Origin of the sequence: Streptococcus sp. 3613, from assembly GCF_013277375.1 — a bacterium.
Lineage (GTDB): Bacteria > Bacillota > Bacilli > Lactobacillales > Streptococcaceae > Streptococcus > Streptococcus pseudopneumoniae.
The window spans coordinates 21,090-40,072 of sequence record NZ_VMMV01000045.1 but is presented as its reverse complement, the minus strand read 5'-3'; the positions used below and the strand labels follow the sequence as shown (position 1 = coordinate 40,072).

Sequence of the window (18,983 nt, the reverse complement as noted above, 5' to 3'; positions counted from 1 at the left end):
AAGGGGGTGAAAGCCTATCGTTAGTGCAGAAGAATGTAGGCAGTTCAATCTCCTACACGAGGTAGTGGCGGCCTGACAGAGCCCTGATCTGTTAATCTATGAAAAAGAAGGAATAAATGACAATTGAAAAAACCAATTATTGAATTCAAAAACGTCTCTAAAGTTTTTGAAGACAGCAACACCAAGGTTCTCAAAGACATCAACTTTGAGTTGGAAGAAGGGAAATTCTATACCCTTCTAGGCGCATCTGGTTCAGGGAAATCAACTATCCTAAACATCATTGCAGGTTTACTGGATGCGACGACAGGAGATATTTTACTGGACGGTGTCCGCATCAATGACATCCCAATCAACAAGCGAGACGTCCATACGGTCTTCCAATCCTATGCCTTGTTTCCACATATGAATGTGTTTGAAAATGTTGCCTTTCCGCTCCGCTTGCGCAAGATTGACAAGAAAGAAATCGAGAAACGCGTAGCGGAAGTTCTCAAGATGGTTCAGTTGGAAGGTTATGAAAAACGTTCCATCCGTAAACTCTCTGGAGGACAACGTCAGCGTGTAGCCATTGCCCGTGCTATCATCAACCAACCCCGTGTGGTTTTGTTGGACGAGCCTCTGTCAGCTCTGGACTTGAAATTGCGGACAGACATGCAGTACGAGCTCCGTGAATTGCAACAACGATTGGGCATTACCTTTGTCTTTGTCACTCACGATCAGGAAGAAGCCCTGGCCATGAGTGACTGGATTTTTGTTATGAATGATGGCGAGATTGTCCAGTCTGGAACACCTGTGGACATCTACGATGAGCCGATCAACCACTTTGTTGCTACCTTTATCGGTGAGTCAAATATCTTGCCAGGAACCATGATTGAGGACTACTTGGTTGAGTTTAACGGCAAACGCTTCGAAGCGGTCGATGGTGGGATGAAACCAAATGAGCCTGTTGAGGTTGTTATTCGTCCAGAGGACTTGCGGATTACCCTTCCTGAAGAAGGCAAGCTCCAAGTTAAGGTCGATACCCAGCTCTTCCGTGGGGTGCACTATGAAATTATCGCCTATGACGAACTTGGGAATGAATGGATGATCCACTCAACCCGTAAGGCTATTGTTGGTGAGGAAATCGGTCTGGACTTTGAACCAGAAGATATCCACATCATGCGTCTCAATGAAACAGAAGAAGAGTTCGATGCCCGTATCGAAGAATACGTGGAAATCGAAGAGCAAGAAGCAGGTTTGATCAATGCAATCGAGGAGGAAAGAGATGAAGAAAACAAGCTCTAAACTCTTTGTAGTGCCCTACATGCTCTGGATTGCTCTCTTTGTACTCGCACCCTTGGTCTTGATTTTCGGACAATCCTTTTTCAACATTGAAGGCCAGTTCAGTTTAGAAAATTACAAATCTTACTTTGCGTCACAAAACTTGACCTACCTCAAAATGAGTTTCAACTCAGTGCTTTATGCAGGAATTGTGACCTTTGTGACCTTGCTTATCAGCTATCCGACAGCCCTCTTTTTGACCCGTCTCAAGCACCGTCAACTCTGGCTTATGCTGATTATCCTGCCTACCTGGATCAATTTGCTCCTTAAAGCCTATGCCTTTATCGGAATTTTTGGTCAAAATGGCTCTATTAACCAATTTTTGGAATTTATCGGAATCGGTTCACAGCAGTTGCTCTTTACCGATTTCTCCTTTATCTTTGTCGCAAGCTACATCGAGCTTCCTTTTATGATTTTGCCGATTTTCAATGTCTTGGACGATATGGATAACAATCTTATCAATGCCAGCTATGACCTAGGTGCGACCAAGTGGGAGACCTTCCGTCATGTCATCTTCCCTCTATCGATGAATGGAGTGAGAAGTGGGGTCCAATCTGTCTTTATTCCCAGCTTGAGTCTCTTCATGCTGACCCGTTTGATTGGTGGGAACCGTGTTATCACCTTGGGGACAGCCATTGAGCAGAACTTCCTGACCAATGACAACTACGGTATGGGTTCAACCATCGGTGTGATTCTCATCCTGACTATGTTCATCACCATGTGGGTGACTAAGGAAAGGAGAGAACGATGAAAAAATTTGCCAACCTTTATCTAGGACTGGTCTTTCTTGTCCTCTACCTGCCTATCTTTTACCTGATTGGTTATGCCTTTAATGCAGGTAACGACATGAATAGCTTTACAGGCTTTAGCTTGAGCCATTTTAAAACCATGTTTGGCGATGGTCGTCTCATGTTGATTGTGACTCAGACCTTTTTCTTGGCCTTCCTATCAGCCTTGATAGCGACCATTATCGGGACTTTTGGTGCCATTTACATCTACCAGTCTCGTAAGAAATACCAAGAAGCCTTTCTATCACTCAATAATATCCTCATGGTTGCGCCTGACGTTATGATTGGTGCTAGCTTCTTGATTCTCTTTACCCAACTCAAGTTTTCACTTGGCTTTTTGACCGTTCTATCTAGTCACGTGGCCTTCTCCATTCCTATCGTGGTCTTGATGGTCTTGCCTCGACTCAAGGAAATGAATGGCGACATGATTCATGCGGCCTATGACTTGGGAGCTAGTCAATTTCAGATGTTTAAGGAAATCATGCTTCCTTACCTGACTCCGTCTATCATTGCTGGTTATTTCATGGCCTTCACCTATTCGCTAGATGACTTTGCCGTGACCTTCTTTGTGACGGGAAATGGCTTTTCAACCCTCTCAGTCGAGATTTACTCTCGTGCTCGCAAGGGGATTTCGCTAGAGATCAATGCCCTGTCTGCCCTTGTCTTTCTTTTTAGTATTATCCTGGTGGTTGGATATTACTTTATCTCACGTGAGAAGGAGGAGCAAGCATGAAAAAACTCTATTCATTTTTAGCAGGAATTGTAGCCATTATCCTGGTCTTGTGGGGAATTGCGACGCATCTAGACAGTAAAATCAATAGCCGAGATAGTCAAAAATTGGTTATCTACAACTGGGGAGACTATATCGATCCAGAACTCTTGGAGCATTTCACTGAAGAAACAGGAATCCAAGTCCAGTACGAGACCTTTGACTCCAACGAAGCCATGTATACCAAAATCAAGCAGGGTGGAACGACCTACGATATTGCCATTCCTAGTGAATACATGATTAACAAGATGAAGGATGAAGATCTCTTGGTTCCGCTTGACTATTCAAAACTTGAAGGTCTTGAAAATATCGGACCGGAGTTCCTCAACCAGTCCTTTGACCCAGGCAATAAATTCTCCATCCCTTACTTCTGGGGAACCTTAGGAATTGTCTACAATGAAACCATGGTCGATCAAGCACCTGAGCATTGGGACGACCTCTGGAAGCCAGAGTATAAGAACTCTATCATGCTCTTTGATGGGGCGCGTGAGGTGTTGGGACTCGGGCTTAACTCGCTTGGTTACAGCCTCAATTCCAAGGATCCGCAGCAGTTGGAAGAGACAGTGGATAAGCTCTACAAGTTGACTCCAAATATCAAGGCTATTGTGGCGGATGAGATGAAGGGCTACATGATTCAGAACAACGCTGCAATCGGTGTGACCTTCTCTGGTGAAGCCAGCCAAATGCTAGAAAAAAATGAAAATCTACGTTATGTAGTACCGACTGAGGCCAGCAACCTTTGGTTTGACAATATGGTCATTCCCAAAACAGTCAAAAATCAAGATGCAGCCTATGCCTTTATCAACTTTATGTTGAAACCTGAAAATGCTCTCAAAAATGCAGAGTATGTTGGCTATTCAACACCAAACCTACCAGCTAAGGAATTGCTCCCAGAGGAGAAAAAAGAAGATAAAGCTTTCTATCCAGATGCTGAAACCATGAAACACCTAGAAGTTTATGAGAAATTTGACCATAAATGGACAGGTAAATATAGCGACATCTTCCTACAGTTTAAAATGTATCGGAAGTAGGAGTTAGCAGTCACGAAACGAATCAGTCAAGCTGGTTCGTTTTTTTAACTCTTTTTCTTTGCAATAACAATATTTTATGGTATAATGTAAGCGTAAACACAAACGCAAGAAACTCTCTAAATATTCTATGCTTTTAAAAAGATAGGAGGAGTAAATCATGAAAAAGAATTTTATGATTTTCTTAACAGCAGTTGCTAGTTTATTGTTTTTAACAACATTTTCAACTACAAAGGCAGATGAAAATATTGACAATAACGGTAGTTATGAAACAAGAACATCTTTAGTAATGAAAGTCGGGGATTCTGCTACACAAGTATTTACAGATAATTCTGGGGAAGAAAATGTAATTACCGTTACAAAGGTTGCTGACAGACCTCGAACCAGTTTTAGATGGGCACAAGTTGGTAGTGAAAAAGCTAGTAACGGAACTTATCATATAAGTTACAGACGCGGGATATTTAACTGTGGCTTCTATATCACAATAGATACTCGTAACATTACCAGCGCATATGATTTATGGTATTTCCATCTAGTAGGCACAAACTCCGCAAATTTAGTGCATGAAAGTAATAGGAGAGCAACAGCATATTTCACATTTCAACTCAGTGTTCCTTGGATTAACGGCCCAAGTTGGGACGGAGCTCTTCGAGCAGAGCTCGACGCAGACTATCTAGTTACACTGGTGAAGTAAAATGGGAATGTTTGGTTTGATGACAGTCGCTCTTACTATAACTCTCTTTCTAATCATCATTTTTTTAATAGTAAAAAATATTAAGAAATAAATAACTTTAAAATATTTAGAGAGCAGATAAAAGACACCAAAACTAAATAATTTGGTGTCTTTTATTATGAAACATTCGAAAACTTGGAATAAAAGTTGGGATAAAAAGAGTGATAGCAGTAAGAAAAAATATATTCTGAAAAAGTAATCGAAGATGTAGGGAATGGGGTTTCTTAAATGGGAATGATTTCCAGTTGACGTAGACTTAAAAAAACGTTATAATAAGAAAGTTGAGAATTGATTTTCACTTGTCTTAGTCCAGAGAAATGGCGGTGCTGCGAGCCATCTAAGCTAGGAAGTCATGCTACTCAATCATACAATTGCATAAGAACAAGAGAATGACAAGTTCATTGAATGAAGGTGGTACCGCGGTTTTTCGCCCTTCGTGATATGAGCTTGTCTTTTGATTTTTGGAGGTGTTGATGAAAACATTTCTTGTCAAACAAAAGTTTCGTCTTGGAGGCGAACGCTTCGCTATCAAGGATGACAGGGGAGAAATTGCCTATCAGGTGGAGGGATCATTTTTTAAGATTCCTAAAACCTTTACCATCTATGATGCGGCTGGTGAACAAGTCAGTGAGATTAGTAAAGAAATCTTGACCTTGCTTCCTCGTTTTGAGATTCAGCTTCGGGATGGCTCGAGTTTTGTCATTCGTAAGAAGTTGACCTTCTGGCGAGATAAGTATGAGTTTGATAATCTAGGTCTTCGTATCGAGGGCAATATCTGGGATTTGAATTTCAAATTGCTGGATGATCGCGATCAGTTGATTGCGGAAATTAAGAAGGAACTCTTCCATCTGACCTCTACCTATACCGTAACGGTTCTTGAAGACGCTTATGCAGACCTAGTCATTTCCCTCTGTGTCGCGATTGACTATGTGGAAATGCTGGAAAGCCAATCACATTAAACAAGTGAATAAGGAGACAATATGAAACAACTATCTAGTGCACAAGTACGCCAAATGTGGCTTGATTTCTGGGCGACCAAAGGTCACTCAGTAGAACCATCAGTAAGTTTGGTTCCTGTAAATGACCCAACTCTTTTGTGGATCAACTCTGGGGTAGCAACCCTTAAGAAATACTTTGACGGGACCATTATCCCTGAAAATCCACGTATTACCAATGCCCAAAAGGCTATCCGTACCAACGACATCGAAAACGTAGGGAAGACTGCGCGTCACCATACCATGTTTGAAATGTTGGGGAACTTCTCTATCGGGGATTACTTCCGTGACGAAGCTATCACTTGGGCTTATGAGCTTTTGACAAGCCCTGAATGGTTTGATTTCCCTGCTGAAAAACTTTACATGACCTACTATCCAGACGATAAAGATTCTTACAACCGCTGGATTGAAGTGGGAGTGGATCCAAGTCACTTGATTCCAATTGAGGACAACTTCTGGGAAATCGGTGCGGGACCTTCTGGACCAGATACAGAAATCTTCTTTGACCGTGGGGAAGCCTTTGACCCAGAAAATATCGGTATTCGTCTCCTTGCAGAAGATATCGAAAACGACCGTTATATCGAAATCTGGAACATCGTATTGTCACAATTTAACGCAGACCCTGCTGTTCCTCGTAGTGAGTACAAGGAATTGCCACACAAGAACATTGATACGGGCGCTGGTTTGGAGCGTTTGGTGGCGGTTATCCAAGGGGCTAAGACAAACTTTGAAACGGACCTCTTCATGCCGATCATTCGTGAAGTGGAGAAATTATCTGGTAAGGTCTATGATCCAGATGGTGACAACATGAGCTTTAAAGTCATCGCTGACCACATCCGTTCACTTTCATTTGCCATCGGTGATGGTGCCCTTCCAGGAAATGAAGGTCGTGGTTATGTCCTTCGTCGTCTTCTTCGTCGTGCTTCTATGCATGGTCAAAAATTGGGTATCAACGAGCCTTTCCTTTACAAACTCGTTCCAACTGTTGGAAAAATCATGGAAAGCTACTACCCAGAAGTGCTTGAGAAACGTGACTTTATTGAGAAAATCGTTAAGAGCGAAGAAGAATCATTTGCCCGTACCCTTCACTCAGGTCAACACTTTGCCCAAGGCATTGTAGCAGACTTGAAAGAAAAAGGTCAAACTGTTATCGCTGGTTCAGATGTCTTCAAACTCTATGATACTTATGGGTTCCCAGTTGAATTGACTGAGGAAATCGCTGAAGAAGCTGGTATGACTGTAGACCGTGAAGGTTTTGAAGCAGCCATGAAAGAACAGCAAGAACGCGCGCGTGCGTCAGCTGTCAAGGGTGGCTCAATGGGTATGCAAAATGAAACCCTTCAAAACATCACTGTAGAAAGTGTCTTCAACTACAATGCTAGCCAATTGTCTTCTAAATTGGTGGCTATCGTGGCTGACAATGCAGAAGTAGAAGCTGTGTCAGAAGGAACTGCCTCACTTATCTTTGCGGAAACGCCATTCTACGCTGAAATGGGTGGACAGGTTGCTGACCATGGACAAATCTTGGATGCGTCAGGTAAGGTTGTGGCTACTGTGACCAATGTTCAGAAAGCACCAAATGGTCAAGCCCTTCATACAGTTGAAGTCCTTGCACCACTTGCTTTGAACCAAGAATATACCTTGGCAATTGATACCAATCGTCGTCACCGTGTTATGAAAAACCACACTGCGACTCACTTGCTTCACGCTGCTCTTCACAATATCCTTGGAAACCACGCAACACAAGCAGGATCTCTTAACGAAGTTGAATTCCTTCGCTTTGATTTTACCCATTTCCAAGCTGTGACTGCTGAAGAATTGCGTGCGATTGAGCAGCAAGTCAACGAGAAAATCTGGGAAGCACTTGAAGTGAAGACAGTTGAAACAGATATTGACACTGCTAAGGAAATGGGTGCTATGGCCCTCTTTGGTGAGAAATATGGCAAGGAAGTTCGTGTTGTTACTATCGGTGACTACTCTATCGAGCTTTGTGGTGGTACCCACGTTGGCAATACTTCTGAGATTGGTCTCTTCAAGATTGTCAAAGAAGAAGGAATCGGATCAGGAACTCGCCGTATCTTGGCAGTGACTGGTAAGGAAGCCTTTGAAGCCTACCGCGAACAAGAAGACGCTCTTAAAGCTGTCGCAGCAACCTTGAAAGCACCTCAACTTAAAGAAGTCCCTCACAAGGTGGAAGGAATTCAAGAACAACTTCGTCAACTTCAAAAAGAAAATGCTGAGTTGAAAGAAAAAGCCGCAGCTGCAGCTGCAGGCGACATCTTCAAGGATGTGAAGGAAGTCAACGGTCACCGTTACATTGCTAGTCAAGTGTCTGTATCAGATGCCGGTGCCCTTCGTACCTTTGCGGACAACTGGAAACAAAAAGACTACTCTGACTTGCTTGTCCTAGTTGCTGCTATCGGAGACAAAGTCAATGTCCTTGTGGCAAGCAAGACAAAAGACCTTCATGCAGGGAACCTTGTCAAAGAATTGGCACCAATCGTCGATGGACGTGGTGGTGGTAAACCAGACATGGCCATGGCAGGAGGAAGCAACCAAGCTAAAATCCAAGAATTGTTTGATGCAGTAGCAGGTAAATTGTAATCAAGTAAAGATCTATCCATTTGGGTAGGTCTTTTTTGTGAATAGAAAAAAGCCAAATCCGATTGGATCTGGCTTAATAATCATTGACAATTAGATTGTATTGGCTGCCCAGACACTTACCGAAGCAGCTGAGACTGGGAATTGTCCATAACCTTCCTCATCAATTGTAATTTGACCTTGGTGGTTTTCAAGTAAATCTACAAAGGTTTGGTTAGCCCATTCTTGGCCGATAAACATTGACTTGCTGTTTTCTTGGTCATTTGAGATAAGGACTGCGATTGGGGATTGATTTTCAGCACCTGAACGTACCCAACCGATACAGTTAGCATCATCAAAGTAGTCTGTTTGCTCTCCATAGGCCAAATCTTTTCGGATGGTTAGGAGGCGGTCAAGGACTTCTTTGAAATTTTCTTGAGCATACTGCCCTGAAATCCCATAGTAGTCTCCGTAAAAGACACATGGAAGGCCGTCTTGGCGTAACAAAATGAGGGCATAGGCTGCTGGTTTGAACCATTCTTCAACAGTAGACTCAAGAGCCTGACCTCGTTGGGTATCGTGGTTGTCGACAAAAGTCACAGCCTTGTCGGGCTTGAGTTCAACCAAGCTATCTGTAAAAATGCCACGAAGGTCATAGTTGGAACCTGCTCGGCTAGCATCAAAGAGATTCTGGTGGAGACGAACATCGACAAGGTCAAAGCGTTCTTCCGTTTTTTCAAGATAGTCCAGATTGGCTTCCTTATCGGGATTCCAAAATTCACCAAAAACGTAGAAATCGTCACCGTATTTTTCCTTTATATCACGGATAAAATTGCGCATAAAGAAAGAATCAATGTGCTTAACGGCATCCAAGCGGAAACCAGCTACACCAGTCGTCTCCATGAACCAGTCAGCCCAGTCATAGATATTTTGGATGACTTCAGGATGTTTAAAGTCTAGATCAGCATACATGAGGTAGTCGTAGTTACCGTTTTCGTTATCGACCAATTCCTCGTTAGCCCAGCCCTTGTTATCCCCTTGAATCAGATAAATCCCAGACTTTCGGCGTTTGGCATCATAGTCTGTACCGGTGAAGTGGTACCAGTGCCAGTGGAAGTCATTATAGGTATCTTGGCGACCATCGAAGGTAAAGCTAGTCCAGCCGTTGATGATGAAGGGTTCTCCGAGTTCGACTGTACGGTCAACAGGATCCACCTCAATAACCTGAAAGGCTTCCCTGTGATCGGCAGCAGCCTTGTGGTTGAGAACTACATCAGCCATAGGTTGAATTCCCTGTGCTTTTAGAGCTTGAATAGCTTGAAGATAGTCTTCTTTAAAACCATACTTGGTGCGGACAGTTCCTTTTTGGTTAAACTCTCCTAAGTCGAATAAGTCATAGACCCCATAGCCGACATCTTTTTCATTGGTAGCCTTGAAAGCTGGTGGCATCCAGACATGGCTGATACCGAGATCAGCTAGGTGTGGAGCATCTTCAGCCAGACGTGTCCAGTGCTGACCGTCGTGGGGCAGATACCATTCAAAGTATTGCATGAGTGTTTGATTTTGCATGATGTTTCCTCTTACTTGTCAATCTTGTTCTTTATTCTATCATAAAGTATCTCTTGGCGCAAACGTTTGCGTAAGAATAGAAGGAAACTATTGTATCTACTTAAAATAAAGTGTTGATTTTTTTGTATCAAAGTGCTAGTATAATAGTATGTGATATAGATAAAGATAGGAGTCATCCCATGATTGAATTTCAAAATGTTAGTAAGTTGTATGGTGATAAAGAGGCTTTGAGCAATCTCAATTTGCAGATTGAAAATGGGGAGATTATGGGCTTGATTGGCCATAATGGGGCTGGAAAATCGACCACTATAAAATCCCTAGTCAGTATCATTTCACCCAGCAGTGGTCGTATTTTGGTAGACGGTCAGGAGTTATCGGAAAATCGCTTGGCTATTAAACGAAAGATTGGCTACGTAGCAGACTCGCCTGACTTATTTTTGCGTTTAACGGCCAATGAATTTTGGGAATTGATTGCTTCATCCTATGATCTGACTAGTTCTGACTTGGAGGCTAGTCTAGCTAGGCTATTGAACGTTTTTGATTTTGCTGAAAACCGCTATCAGGTTATTGAAACACTTTCTCACGGAATGCGTCAGAAAGTCTTTGTCATCGGAGCACTCTTGTCCGATCCCGATATTTGGGTCTTGGACGAACCCTTGACAGGTTTGGATCCCCAGGCTGCCTTTGATTTGAAGCAAATGATGAAGGAACATGCACAAAAAGGGAAGACGGTCTTGTTTTCAACCCATGTCCTAGAGGTAGCTGAGCAAGTCTGTGATCGGATTGCCATTTTAAAAAAGGGGCATTTGATTTATTGTGGTAGTGTAGAGGACTTGAGAAAAGATTACCCAGACCAGTCTTTGGAAAGTATCTACCTTAGTCTTGCTGGTAGAAAAGAGGAGGTTGCGGATGCGTCTCAAGGTCATTAAAAAATTAGTGGATATCAATATCCTCTATTCATCTCAAGAAGCTAATCTGGCTAATCTACGAAAGAAGCAGGCTAAGAATCCTGGGAAAAAAGTAAATGTTTCCGCTAGAGTCCTAAGTTCTTACATTTTTTCTAGTCTCTTGATGCTATTAATGTTTATAAATATAGCCATTCATTTTCCTTTTGAGGAAAGGCCTGTTTATTTTAGCTTCATGGTTGCTATTTTACTAGTGATTGCCTTTTCAACTTCTTTAACAGCTTTTTACAATGTCTTTTATGAGAGTAAGGACCTGGTCTCCTATAGGCCCTATGCCTTTAAAGAATCAGAGATTATAATCGCTAAAGGACTGTCTGTCCTCTTGCCAGCTCTGCCTGGAATTGTACCAATCCTAGCTTATTTTCTAGTCCTCTATATTAGGCTAGCACCTTCTCTTTGGCTGGGCTTGCCTTTGATGCTACTGTCCTTGGCCTTATTATTTGTCTCTGTTACTTTAGTGATGGTAGTGGCAGTACATTTCTTGGCTCAGACTAGGGTCTTCAGAAAGTATCAGTCTATTTTTTCGAATGTGATGATTGGGATAGGAGTTCTCATACCTTTAATATATGTCTTCTTTCTACAGTCGACTTCTGGACGTATTGTTGACAAAGTTAGAGACATTCCATTTCTCCTTTATCCTATTCATCTCTTTTACAAAATAGCAGTGGAGCCTTTTTCGACAGAAGCCATCCTGGGTCTGCTCGCTTGGATAGGACTAACTCTCTTCTTGCTTTACTTGAGCAAAAAGAAGGTTTTTCCTCGTTTTTATGACGTGATTCTGCTTAACAGTGAGGAGAAGGTCAAGAAAGAACGTCGCAGTAAGGAGAGAATTTCAACTACTAAAAAGGGATTTTTCCGTATGGTTTTACGCTACCACCTCACCCTCTTGGGACAGGGGACTGGCGTGATTACAGTGCTTTTTACAAGTGCTTTCCTTCCTTATCTCATGATGATCGGTCTGATTTCCAAAATCCGAGATTCTCAGATAGTTCCAGACATTCATCCTCCATACTGGTTACCCTTGTTTTTTGTAGGAGTGTTTATAGCAGTTGTCAATAACAATATCACCAGCCTGCATTCAATTGCCTTGTCCTTGGAGAGAGAAAATGTTGATTTTCTTAAGAGTTTACCCTTTGACTTTGCTCGTTATGTGAAAGTGAAATTTTGGATTATATTTGCTGTCCAGTCCTTTTTACCAGTTCTGACTTTACTTGGCCTTTCTCTATATCTAGGCTTGCCCATCCTTTCGATGATTTACCTTCTTGTGGCATGGATCCTTGCCAGTGTCATCCTTTCTTGCCACCATTACCTTAAGGACGTGAAAAATCTGTCAACCAATTGGAGTAGCATTACGGACTTGGTGAACCGTTCAAATCGTATAGTAGCAATAGTTTTACTCTTAATTTATAGTGTTATCTTAATGATTTTAGTCATAGCAAGTTTGTTCTTGGTTCGGTCTCTCGCCCCTGTCCTTGCCATCAGCTTGGGAGTAGGAGTTCTTATCCTCTTGCTTGCTCTTGCTATTTTTGGCTATCATTACTACCTGTCACGCATATTGGCAGAAATAGAAAAAAGATGAGCTAGTTGGTCGATTGCTTGATAAATTCAATTCGACAAATGCTTTTATAGTTTGTTAGAATGTAGTTGTAAATGATTAAGATTGGTAATCAAAAATATAGGGAGGAATGTTTTGAATAAGAAATATAATATAGTTCTATTATTGTTGTTTATAGTTTATTTATTGGGATATTTTTCAATTTCAAAAACATTCATTCCTATAATGTGTGTGATTCAAGTATTTTTGATAGAACATATATTTAAAGTTCGAAATAGAATGATGCAGATAGGTGAAATTATAATTATTGTTGCTTCTATGATATTATTTATTGATAGTATATTGAGTTTGTAACAAAAGGCTTCTCTATAGAATCAAATTTTCCAGATACCTGCTGAAGCTGATTTATTTCTTCATCTTTCTTCTACCTTTGTCACTAAACTTGACAGACATATATTGCAGGTACAGCCTCTCCAGCTACAATCTCAAAGTTAATACTCTTCGAAAATCTCTTCAAACCACGTCAGATTTGCCTTGCCGTAGATATGGTTACTGACNNTGCTTTGAGCAGCCTGCAGATCGCTTCCTAGTTTGCTCTTTGATTTTTGTTGATAAAAAGAAATGCTCCTCCACGATGGAAGAGCATTTTTATTGTGATTTTGATTCAGTTTCTGCAGACTCGGGATGGAGTTCTTGGTAACTTGGTGCCTTGAAAAGGTCAGTACTAGTTTTGCCTTGTCGTTGGCTAAAGAGGCTGGTTGACTGACTACCTTTTTCCTGTTCAATCTTTTGCAGAATTGGCAAGGAATTGAGGTAAGAAATACTTTCAGTATCAACTTTTCCAAGATGATCTGCTTGGTAGAAACGTATCAAATCACCAGTTTGAATCTGGTCGCTGATTTTTAGCTGTTGGCTGGCTGTCTGCCGAACGCTTTCTAGTTCAGTTTGAGCTTGTTCATCAAGATTACTGATTTCGAGACCGCTCTCAGTATAGTAGGTTCGTCCGTCGTAGCTGGTGTATTTTGGTGTGACGAAGGAATTGGCAGTTCGAAAGGCAACGATTTCTTGATGATCTGGAGACAGAAGGTCTTGGCCGACTTGAAGGAAGGAATTGGACTCAATACCAAGGAGGTGTTCGAGAGTCGGTAAGATATCGATTTGTCCACCGTAGGTATTGATGATTTGTCCTTTTTCATAGCCAGGCATGACCACCATAAAAGGCACCCGTTGCAACATGGCATTGTCGTAATTCGACCAGTTATCAGAAGTCTTTCCAATCAAGGGTGCCAGCTCAGGATTGCGGGAGTTGGAAATACCATAATGGTCTCCGTAAATGACGATGATGGATTTTTCATAGAGGCCACTTTCTTTGAGATAGTCAAAGAAGGCCTTGATGGCACTATCCAGATAGTTAGCTGTTTGGAAGTAGCCGTTGATTGTTTCATCTTTGGTTTTAGCCAGTGGGAAACCAAGCTCATCGCCTGTCAGATTGCTAGCATAGGGATAGTGATTGGACACCGTGATATACTTGGCATAAAAAGGCTGCTGCAAGTGCTCCAGATATTGGATAGAATCTTTCATCATGATTTTATCATTTAAACCATATTGGAAAGAATTGTTACTGTCTTGCTTGGTGAAGTAGGATGCATCAAAGAAGTATTGATAGCCCCATTGTTTGTAGGTCGTATTTCGGTTCCAGAAGGTCCCAATATTACCGTGAAAGACAGCACTTGATTGATAGCCATTTTTTGTTAGGATAAAAGGCGCTGCCTGCTGGGTATTGGTACTTCCATAGTTGACCATAAAGGAACCTTGGTCAAGTCCAAACAAACCAGTCTCTAGCATGGTTTCCGCATCTGAGGTTTTACCAGCCTTGACTTGGTTAAAGATATTCGAAAAGGATAGGGTTGCTTGCGAATGGTAGAGGGAATTAAGGAAGGGAGTGACTTCATGCTCAGTTCCATCTAGGTTGAGTTTATAGTCAAGCAGGAACTGCTGGAAGCTCTCCAAGTGGAGATAAATCACATTTTTTCCTTTGGCCAAGCCAAAATAGTCTGGATTGGGCTTAGCCGAATGCTCTTGAATATAATCTGTAATAGGTTGCAGATCTGTCTCAGAGGCCTTGGCTCGTTCCTTGTTGGCGCTATAGGATTGGTTGGCACTATAGCCTAAAAAGGCTGGCAAACTAAGGGCGCGGACAACATAATAATTCGAAAATCCTCGCGATAGGAGATCGGGACGCTCAATTTCAGCCAAGAAAAGGTTAGCTGAAAAGAGCAGGGCCGAGAGAGCAGTGATGGCAACACTGGAGCGGAATTTGAAAGGTCTCCTATCCAGCTGGATGAATTTTTTATAGAAAAGGAAAGCCAGCAGTGGGAAATCCATAAAATAGATGAAATCCCAAAAGCGCAGTAACTCTAATTCTGCAGTACCAACAGACACCTTGCTGACCACCTTCATGGTATTAGCCGTGATAAAGTCACTAAATTCTCGATAGTAAAAGACATTAGAATAGAGCCAAATGAACAACAGGCTATAAATAGCTATACTCAGACCATAAAAGATTTTGGTTGACCGAGCATAGAGGGCTAGAGCCAGCAGGAGTAGCCCCAAGGGAAGGGGATTGAAAAAGGCGATAAAGGCAAGGTAATTTCCCTGCAACTTGCCCACTTGAATATCTAAATTAAAGTCAACGGCATAGGCTAATAAGGTTTTGAGCCAATAGAGGATTAAAAGGGTTAGGACAAAACCCAGTCTGGTACCCATGGCTTTTTGGATTTTGTTAAAATTGCTTTTCACACATTTACTTCCTAATTTTTTATTAGTATTAGTATACCATTTTTTAAAAGAAGAGTAAAAAAGCAAGGGTAGTTTCTTTTTTGAGAATTGTCTAAAAGTTTGATATAATGGTAGTTATGAATAGAATAAGAGTTAGCAAAAGGGTTGAAAAGAAGCTTGCTAAGGGGCTAGTTTTACTAGAAGCCAGTGATCTTGAGAATGTCAATCTTAAGGATCAGGAAGTAGAAGTGCAGGGTCAAGAAGGAACCTTTCTTGGGACTGCCTACCTTTCTCAGCAAAACAAGGGATTGGGTTGGTTTATCAGTAAAGACAAGATCACCTTCAATCAAGCTTTCTTTGAAATGCTGTTTAGACAAGCCAAAGAAAAGAGAAGTGCCTACTATCAAGATGAATTGACAACTGCCTTTCGTCTCTTCAACCAAGAGGGAGATGGCTTTGGCGGTCTGACAGTGGACCTTTATGGCGACTATGCTGTCTTTTCTTGGTATAACTCTTATGTTTATCAGATTCGCAAGGTTATATCAGAAGCTTTTAGACAGGTTTTTCCTGAGGTCTTAGGGACCTATGAGAAGATCCGCTTTAAGGGTTTGGACTATGAATCTGCCCATGTTTATGGTCAAGAAGCACCTGAATTTTTCACTGTTTTGGAAAATGGTGCCCTCTATCAAGTCTTTATGAATGATGGCTTGATGACAGGGATTTTCCTAGACCAGCATGAAGTTCGCGGTAGTTTAGTGGATGGCTTAGCTATGAGTAAATCCTTGCTCAATATGTTTTCTTATACAGCAGCTTTTTCAGTAGCTGCAGCCATGGGAGGAGCTAGCCAGACAACTTCGGTTGACCTAGCTAAACGTTCACGAGAATTGTCTCAAGCGCATTTTCAGGCAAATGGAATCAGCACAGACGACCATCGTTTTATAGTCATGGATGTCTTTGAATATTTCAAATATGCCAAACGAAAAGGCTTGACCTACGATGTGATTGTCCTAGATCCGCCTAGCTTTGCTCGGAACAAAAAACAAACCTTCTCTGTGGCCAAGGATTATCACAAGTTGATTTCCCAGAGTCTTGAGATTTTAAATCCGGGCGGTATTATTATTGCCAGTACCAATGCTGCCAATGTTTCCCGTCAGAAATTTACAGAACAAATTGATAAAGGCTTTGCAGGAATAAGTTACCAGATTTTAAATAAATACGGTCTTCCAGCAGATTTCGCCTATAATAAAAAAGATGAAAGTAGTAATTACCTCAAGGTGATTAGTATGAAGGTTAGTAAATGAAATTGATCGTTTCAGTAATGCCAAGAAGTTTAGAGGAGGCCCAGGCTCTGGATGCCACGAGGTACCTGGATGCCGACATCATTGAATGGCGTGCCGACTATCTGCCTAAAGAAGCGATTTTGCAGGTGGCTCCAGCTATTTTTGAAAAATTCGCAGGTCGTGAGTTGGTTTTCACGCTACGAACTCGCTCTGAAGGGGGAGAAATTGACCTTTCTTCAGAAGAATATATCCATTTAATCAAGGAAGTGGTGCAACTCTATCAACCAGACTATATTGATTTTGAGTACTATAGCTACAAGGATGTTTTTGAGGAAATGCTGGACTTCCCAAATCTCGTTTTGAGTTACCACAATTTCCAAGAAACACCTGAAAATATGATGGAAATCTTGTCAGAGTTGACGAGCCTAAATCCAAAACTTGTCAAGGTTGCGGTGATGGCTCATACGGAGCAGGATGTGCTAGACTTGATGAACTATACACGGGGCTTTAAAACTCTCAATCCTGAGCAGGAATATGTAACTATTTCTATGGGTAAGGTGGGCAAGGTTTCTCGTATCACTGCGGATGTGACTGGTTCGAGTTGGTCTTTTGCCAGTCTGGATGAGGCTAGTGCCCCTGGTCAGATTTCTCTAGCTAGCATGAAAAAAATCAGGGAGATTTTGGATGAAGCTTGATGGCTATACACGTTTAGCTGCAGTTGTTGCCAATCCTATTAAACATTCTATTTCTCCCTTCATCCACAATAGGGCCTTTGAGGCGACAGCTACCAATGGTGTTTATGTTGCTTGGGAGATTGAAGCGGGTGATTTGGCAGAAACAGTAGCCAATATTTGTCGCTACCAGATGTTTGGCATCAATCTGTCCATGCCCTATAAGGAGCAGGTGATTCCTTATTTGGACGGGCTGAGCGATGAGGTGCGCTTGATTGGTGCGGTCAATACGGTTGTCAATGAGAATGGGAATTTGATTGGATATAATACAGATGGCAAGGGATTCTTTAAGAGTTTGCCTTCTTTTACAATTACAGGTAAGAAGATGACCCTGCTGGGTGCAGGTGGTGCGGCCAAGTCCATTATAGCGCAAGCCATTTTGGATGGTGTCAGTCAGATTTCGGTCTTTGTTCGTTCCGTTTCTATGGAAAAAACAAGACCTCACCTAGACAAGTTACAGGAGCAGACAGGCTTTAAAGTGGACTTGTATGCTTTAGAAGATGTTTCGGAACTGCAAGCAAGGATTGCCGATTCGGGCTTACTGGTCAATGCGACTAGTGTGGGCATGGATGGTCAATCATCCCCAGTTCCAGAAAACATCAATCTGACAGAGACTCTCTTGGTCGCAGATATCATTTACCAACCCTTTGAAACGCCATTTTTGAAATGGGCTAGAAGTCAGGGCAATCCAGCAGTCAATGGTCTGGGAATGTTGCTCTATCAAGCTGCAGAAGCTTTTCAACTGTGGACAGGCAAGGAAATGCCGACAGAAGAGATTTGGCAGTCTTTAACAGAAAAATACCAATAAAGAAAGGGAGACTCTCCTATGAAAATCAGAATCGATATTCCTCATCATCCTTATGATATTCAGATTGAAAAAGGTTGTCTGGCTCAGGCTGGTCAATGGTTGCGAGAACTATGGCAACCACAAAAAGTGCTCATCGTAACAGACAACCATGTAGCTTCTCTTTATGCTGAGAAGGTCAAACTCAGCCTAGAAGATGCTGGTTTTCAGGTAGCTGTTTTTGACTTTTTAGAAGGGGAAGAAAGAAAGAATTTAACTACTGTTCAGAAAGTATATGAATTTCTAGTTAAGCAGGGGTTGACTCGTAGCGATGGAATCGTGGCTCTCGGCGGTGGTGTCGTTGGGGACATGGCTGGTTTTGTAGCCTCTACCTATATGCGGGGTATTCACTTTGTTCAGATTCCGACCAGTTTAACTGCCCAGGTGGATTCGTCTATCGGTGGAAAGACAGGCGTTAACACTCCATTTGCTAAGAATATGGTGGGTACCTTTGCCCAACCAGATGGGGTTCTGATTGACCCGTTTGTCCTTGAAACGCTTGGAAAAAGAGAGTTGATTGAAGGGATGGGGGAGGTCATCAAGTATGGCTTGATTGAGGATCCAGAACTGTGGGCTCTTTTGACGGAGCTGGATGGTTCTGTTGAGAGCATTCTGGAACATGCAGAGACCTTGATTGAACATTCTTGTCAGGTCAAGCGCAAGATGGTAGTTGAGGATGAGTTGGACAATGGTGTTCGCCTTTACCTCAATTTTGGCCACACCATTGGTCATGCCATTGAAGCAACGGCTGGGTATGGGAAAGTCATGCATGGTGAAGCTGTTGCCATGGGAATGGTGCAGATTTCCAAGGTGGCTGAGGAAAAAGGCCTTATGCCAGAAGGAATAACTCAGTCCATTACAGCTATGTGTCAGAAATTTGGCTTGCCTGTTGACTATGAAAACTGGGATGTTGACAAGCTTTATCAGGCTTTGACTCATGACAAGAAAGCGCGTGGCAACATCTTGAAATTGGTCTTGGTGCCAGAGCTTGGTTCAGCGACCATTCACCCAGTTTCTCTGGAAGAGATGAAAGACTACTTGGTAAAATAAG

The 18,983-nt window shown here is 42.1% G+C and carries 15 protein-coding genes; 13 read left to right on the top strand and 2 right to left on the bottom strand.

From position 1 onward, the window contains the following. Nucleotides 1-123 precede the first annotated feature (123 nt). The 7 genes from HT708_RS05920 to alaS all read left to right on the top strand — a co-directional run bounded on the left by HT708_RS05920 (nt 124) and on the right by alaS (nt 8,234). Nucleotides 124-1,281, top strand: a complete 1,158-nt coding sequence (locus HT708_RS05920) for an ABC transporter ATP-binding protein (protein ID WP_023936083.1) — start codon at nt 124-126, stop codon at nt 1,279-1,281. Further along, on the top strand, nt 1,262-2,068 hold the full coding sequence (locus HT708_RS05915; protein ID WP_000753801.1) for an ABC transporter permease: 807 nt from the start codon (nt 1,262-1,264) through the stop codon (nt 2,066-2,068). Before HT708_RS05920 ends, HT708_RS05915 begins: the two co-directional genes overlap by 20 nt. Further along, nucleotides 2,065-2,838, top strand: coding sequence for an ABC transporter permease subunit (locus HT708_RS05910; protein WP_000712740.1), 774 nt, complete (start codon nt 2,065-2,067; stop codon nt 2,836-2,838). The genes HT708_RS05915 and HT708_RS05910 overlap by 4 nt, the downstream gene beginning before the upstream one ends. Beyond that, a complete protein-coding gene (locus tag HT708_RS05905) occupies nt 2,835-3,905 on the top strand; it encodes an ABC transporter substrate-binding protein (protein ID WP_172926121.1) in 1,071 nt (356 codons plus the stop codon). The genes HT708_RS05910 and HT708_RS05905 overlap by 4 nt, the downstream gene beginning before the upstream one ends. Before the next feature lie 157 nt (nt 3,906-4,062). Further along, entirely contained in the window at nt 4,063-4,596 is a 534-nt protein-coding gene (locus HT708_RS05900) for a DUF5626 family protein (RefSeq protein WP_023939050.1), read from the top strand. Between the two features lie 512 nt (nt 4,597-5,108). Next, the gene (locus HT708_RS05895) at nt 5,109-5,594 is read left to right on the top strand and encodes an LURP-one-related/scramblase family protein (RefSeq protein ID WP_000847054.1); all 486 of its coding nucleotides are present in this window, start codon (nt 5,109-5,111) and stop codon (nt 5,592-5,594) included. Nucleotides 5,595-5,615: 21 nt separating this feature from the next. Next, a complete protein-coding gene (gene alaS / locus HT708_RS05890) occupies nt 5,616-8,234 on the top strand; it encodes an alanine--tRNA ligase (protein ID WP_172926120.1) in 2,619 nt (872 codons plus the stop codon). A 90-nt stretch (nt 8,235-8,324) separates the two neighbouring features. On the opposite strand, the gene HT708_RS05885 is transcribed toward alaS, so the two are convergent. Further along, nucleotides 8,325-9,779 (bottom strand): alpha-amylase, encoded by a 1,455-nt coding sequence (locus HT708_RS05885; protein WP_172926119.1) that lies wholly within the window; start codon nt 9,777-9,779, stop codon nt 8,325-8,327. Between the two features lie 179 nt (nt 9,780-9,958). Between HT708_RS05885 and HT708_RS05880 the strand changes: the two genes are divergently transcribed. Together HT708_RS05880 and HT708_RS05875 are read left to right on the top strand one after the other, a co-directional pair. After that, complete coding sequence (locus tag HT708_RS05880) at nt 9,959-10,708, top strand: ABC transporter ATP-binding protein (RefSeq protein ID WP_172926118.1); 750 nt, start codon at nt 9,959-9,961, stop codon at nt 10,706-10,708. After that, nucleotides 10,689-12,323: a hypothetical protein gene (locus HT708_RS05875; RefSeq protein WP_172926117.1), complete on the top strand. Its 1,635-nt coding sequence runs from the start codon at nt 10,689-10,691 to the stop codon at nt 12,321-12,323. The genes HT708_RS05880 and HT708_RS05875 overlap by 20 nt, the downstream gene beginning before the upstream one ends. 624 nt (nt 12,324-12,947) lie before the next feature. On the opposite strand, the gene HT708_RS05870 is transcribed toward HT708_RS05875, so the two are convergent. Further along, nucleotides 12,948-15,065, bottom strand: coding sequence for an LTA synthase family protein (locus HT708_RS05870; protein WP_172926129.1), 2,118 nt, complete (start codon nt 15,063-15,065; stop codon nt 12,948-12,950). A gap of 149 nt (nt 15,066-15,214) precedes the next feature. On the opposite strand from HT708_RS05870, the gene HT708_RS05865 reads away from it, so the two are divergent. Genes HT708_RS05865 through aroB form a run of 4 tightly spaced genes read left to right on the top strand, consistent with a single transcriptional unit; the run spans nt 15,215 to nt 18,982 of the window. Continuing rightward, nucleotides 15,215-16,378, top strand: a complete 1,164-nt coding sequence (locus HT708_RS05865) for a class I SAM-dependent rRNA methyltransferase (RefSeq protein WP_172926116.1) — start codon at nt 15,215-15,217, stop codon at nt 16,376-16,378. Beyond that, nucleotides 16,375-17,052, top strand: a complete 678-nt coding sequence (gene aroD, locus HT708_RS05860) for a type I 3-dehydroquinate dehydratase (RefSeq protein ID WP_000767767.1) — start codon at nt 16,375-16,377, stop codon at nt 17,050-17,052. The genes HT708_RS05865 and aroD overlap by 4 nt, the downstream gene beginning before the upstream one ends. Next, on the top strand, nt 17,042-17,896 hold the full coding sequence (locus HT708_RS05855; RefSeq protein WP_023932792.1) for a shikimate dehydrogenase: 855 nt from the start codon (nt 17,042-17,044) through the stop codon (nt 17,894-17,896). Before aroD ends, HT708_RS05855 begins: the two co-directional genes overlap by 11 nt. 18 nt (nt 17,897-17,914) lie before the next feature. Continuing rightward, nucleotides 17,915-18,982, top strand: a complete 1,068-nt coding sequence (aroB, locus tag HT708_RS05850; RefSeq protein WP_172926115.1) for a 3-dehydroquinate synthase — start codon at nt 17,915-17,917, stop codon at nt 18,980-18,982. Nucleotide 18,983: the final 1 nt, after the last annotated feature.

What these genes read in the sequence shown, in the direction of transcription:
- HT708_RS05915 (WP_000753801.1), top strand. Translation starts at nt 1,262, where the DNA reads ATGAAGAAAACAAGCTCTAAACTCTTTGTAGTGCCCTACATGCTCTGG.
- HT708_RS05910 (WP_000712740.1), top strand. Translation starts at nt 2,065, where the DNA reads ATGAAAAAATTTGCCAACCTTTATCTAGGACTGGTCTTTCTTGTCCTC.
- HT708_RS05905 (WP_172926121.1), top strand. Translation starts at nt 2,835, where the DNA reads ATGAAAAAACTCTATTCATTTTTAGCAGGAATTGTAGCCATTATCCTG.
- HT708_RS05900 (WP_023939050.1), top strand. Translation starts at nt 4,063, where the DNA reads ATGAAAAAGAATTTTATGATTTTCTTAACAGCAGTTGCTAGTTTATTG.
- HT708_RS05895 (WP_000847054.1), top strand. Translation starts at nt 5,109, where the DNA reads ATGAAAACATTTCTTGTCAAACAAAAGTTTCGTCTTGGAGGCGAACGC.
- alaS (WP_172926120.1), top strand. Translation starts at nt 5,616, where the DNA reads ATGAAACAACTATCTAGTGCACAAGTACGCCAAATGTGGCTTGATTTC.
- HT708_RS05885 (WP_172926119.1), bottom strand. Translation starts at nt 9,779, where the DNA reads ATGCAAAATCAAACACTCATGCAATACTTTGAATGGTATCTGCCCCAC.
- HT708_RS05880 (WP_172926118.1), top strand. Translation starts at nt 9,959, where the DNA reads ATGATTGAATTTCAAAATGTTAGTAAGTTGTATGGTGATAAAGAGGCT.
- HT708_RS05875 (WP_172926117.1), top strand. Translation starts at nt 10,689, where the DNA reads ATGCGTCTCAAGGTCATTAAAAAATTAGTGGATATCAATATCCTCTAT.
- HT708_RS05870 (WP_172926129.1), bottom strand. Translation starts at nt 15,065, where the DNA reads ATGGGTACCAGACTGGGTTTTGTCCTAACCCTTTTAATCCTCTATTGG.
- HT708_RS05865 (WP_172926116.1), top strand. Translation starts at nt 15,215, where the DNA reads ATGAATAGAATAAGAGTTAGCAAAAGGGTTGAAAAGAAGCTTGCTAAG.
- aroD (WP_000767767.1), top strand. Translation starts at nt 16,375, where the DNA reads ATGAAATTGATCGTTTCAGTAATGCCAAGAAGTTTAGAGGAGGCCCAG.
- HT708_RS05855 (WP_023932792.1), top strand. Translation starts at nt 17,042, where the DNA reads ATGAAGCTTGATGGCTATACACGTTTAGCTGCAGTTGTTGCCAATCCT.
- aroB (WP_172926115.1), top strand. Translation starts at nt 17,915, where the DNA reads ATGAAAATCAGAATCGATATTCCTCATCATCCTTATGATATTCAGATT.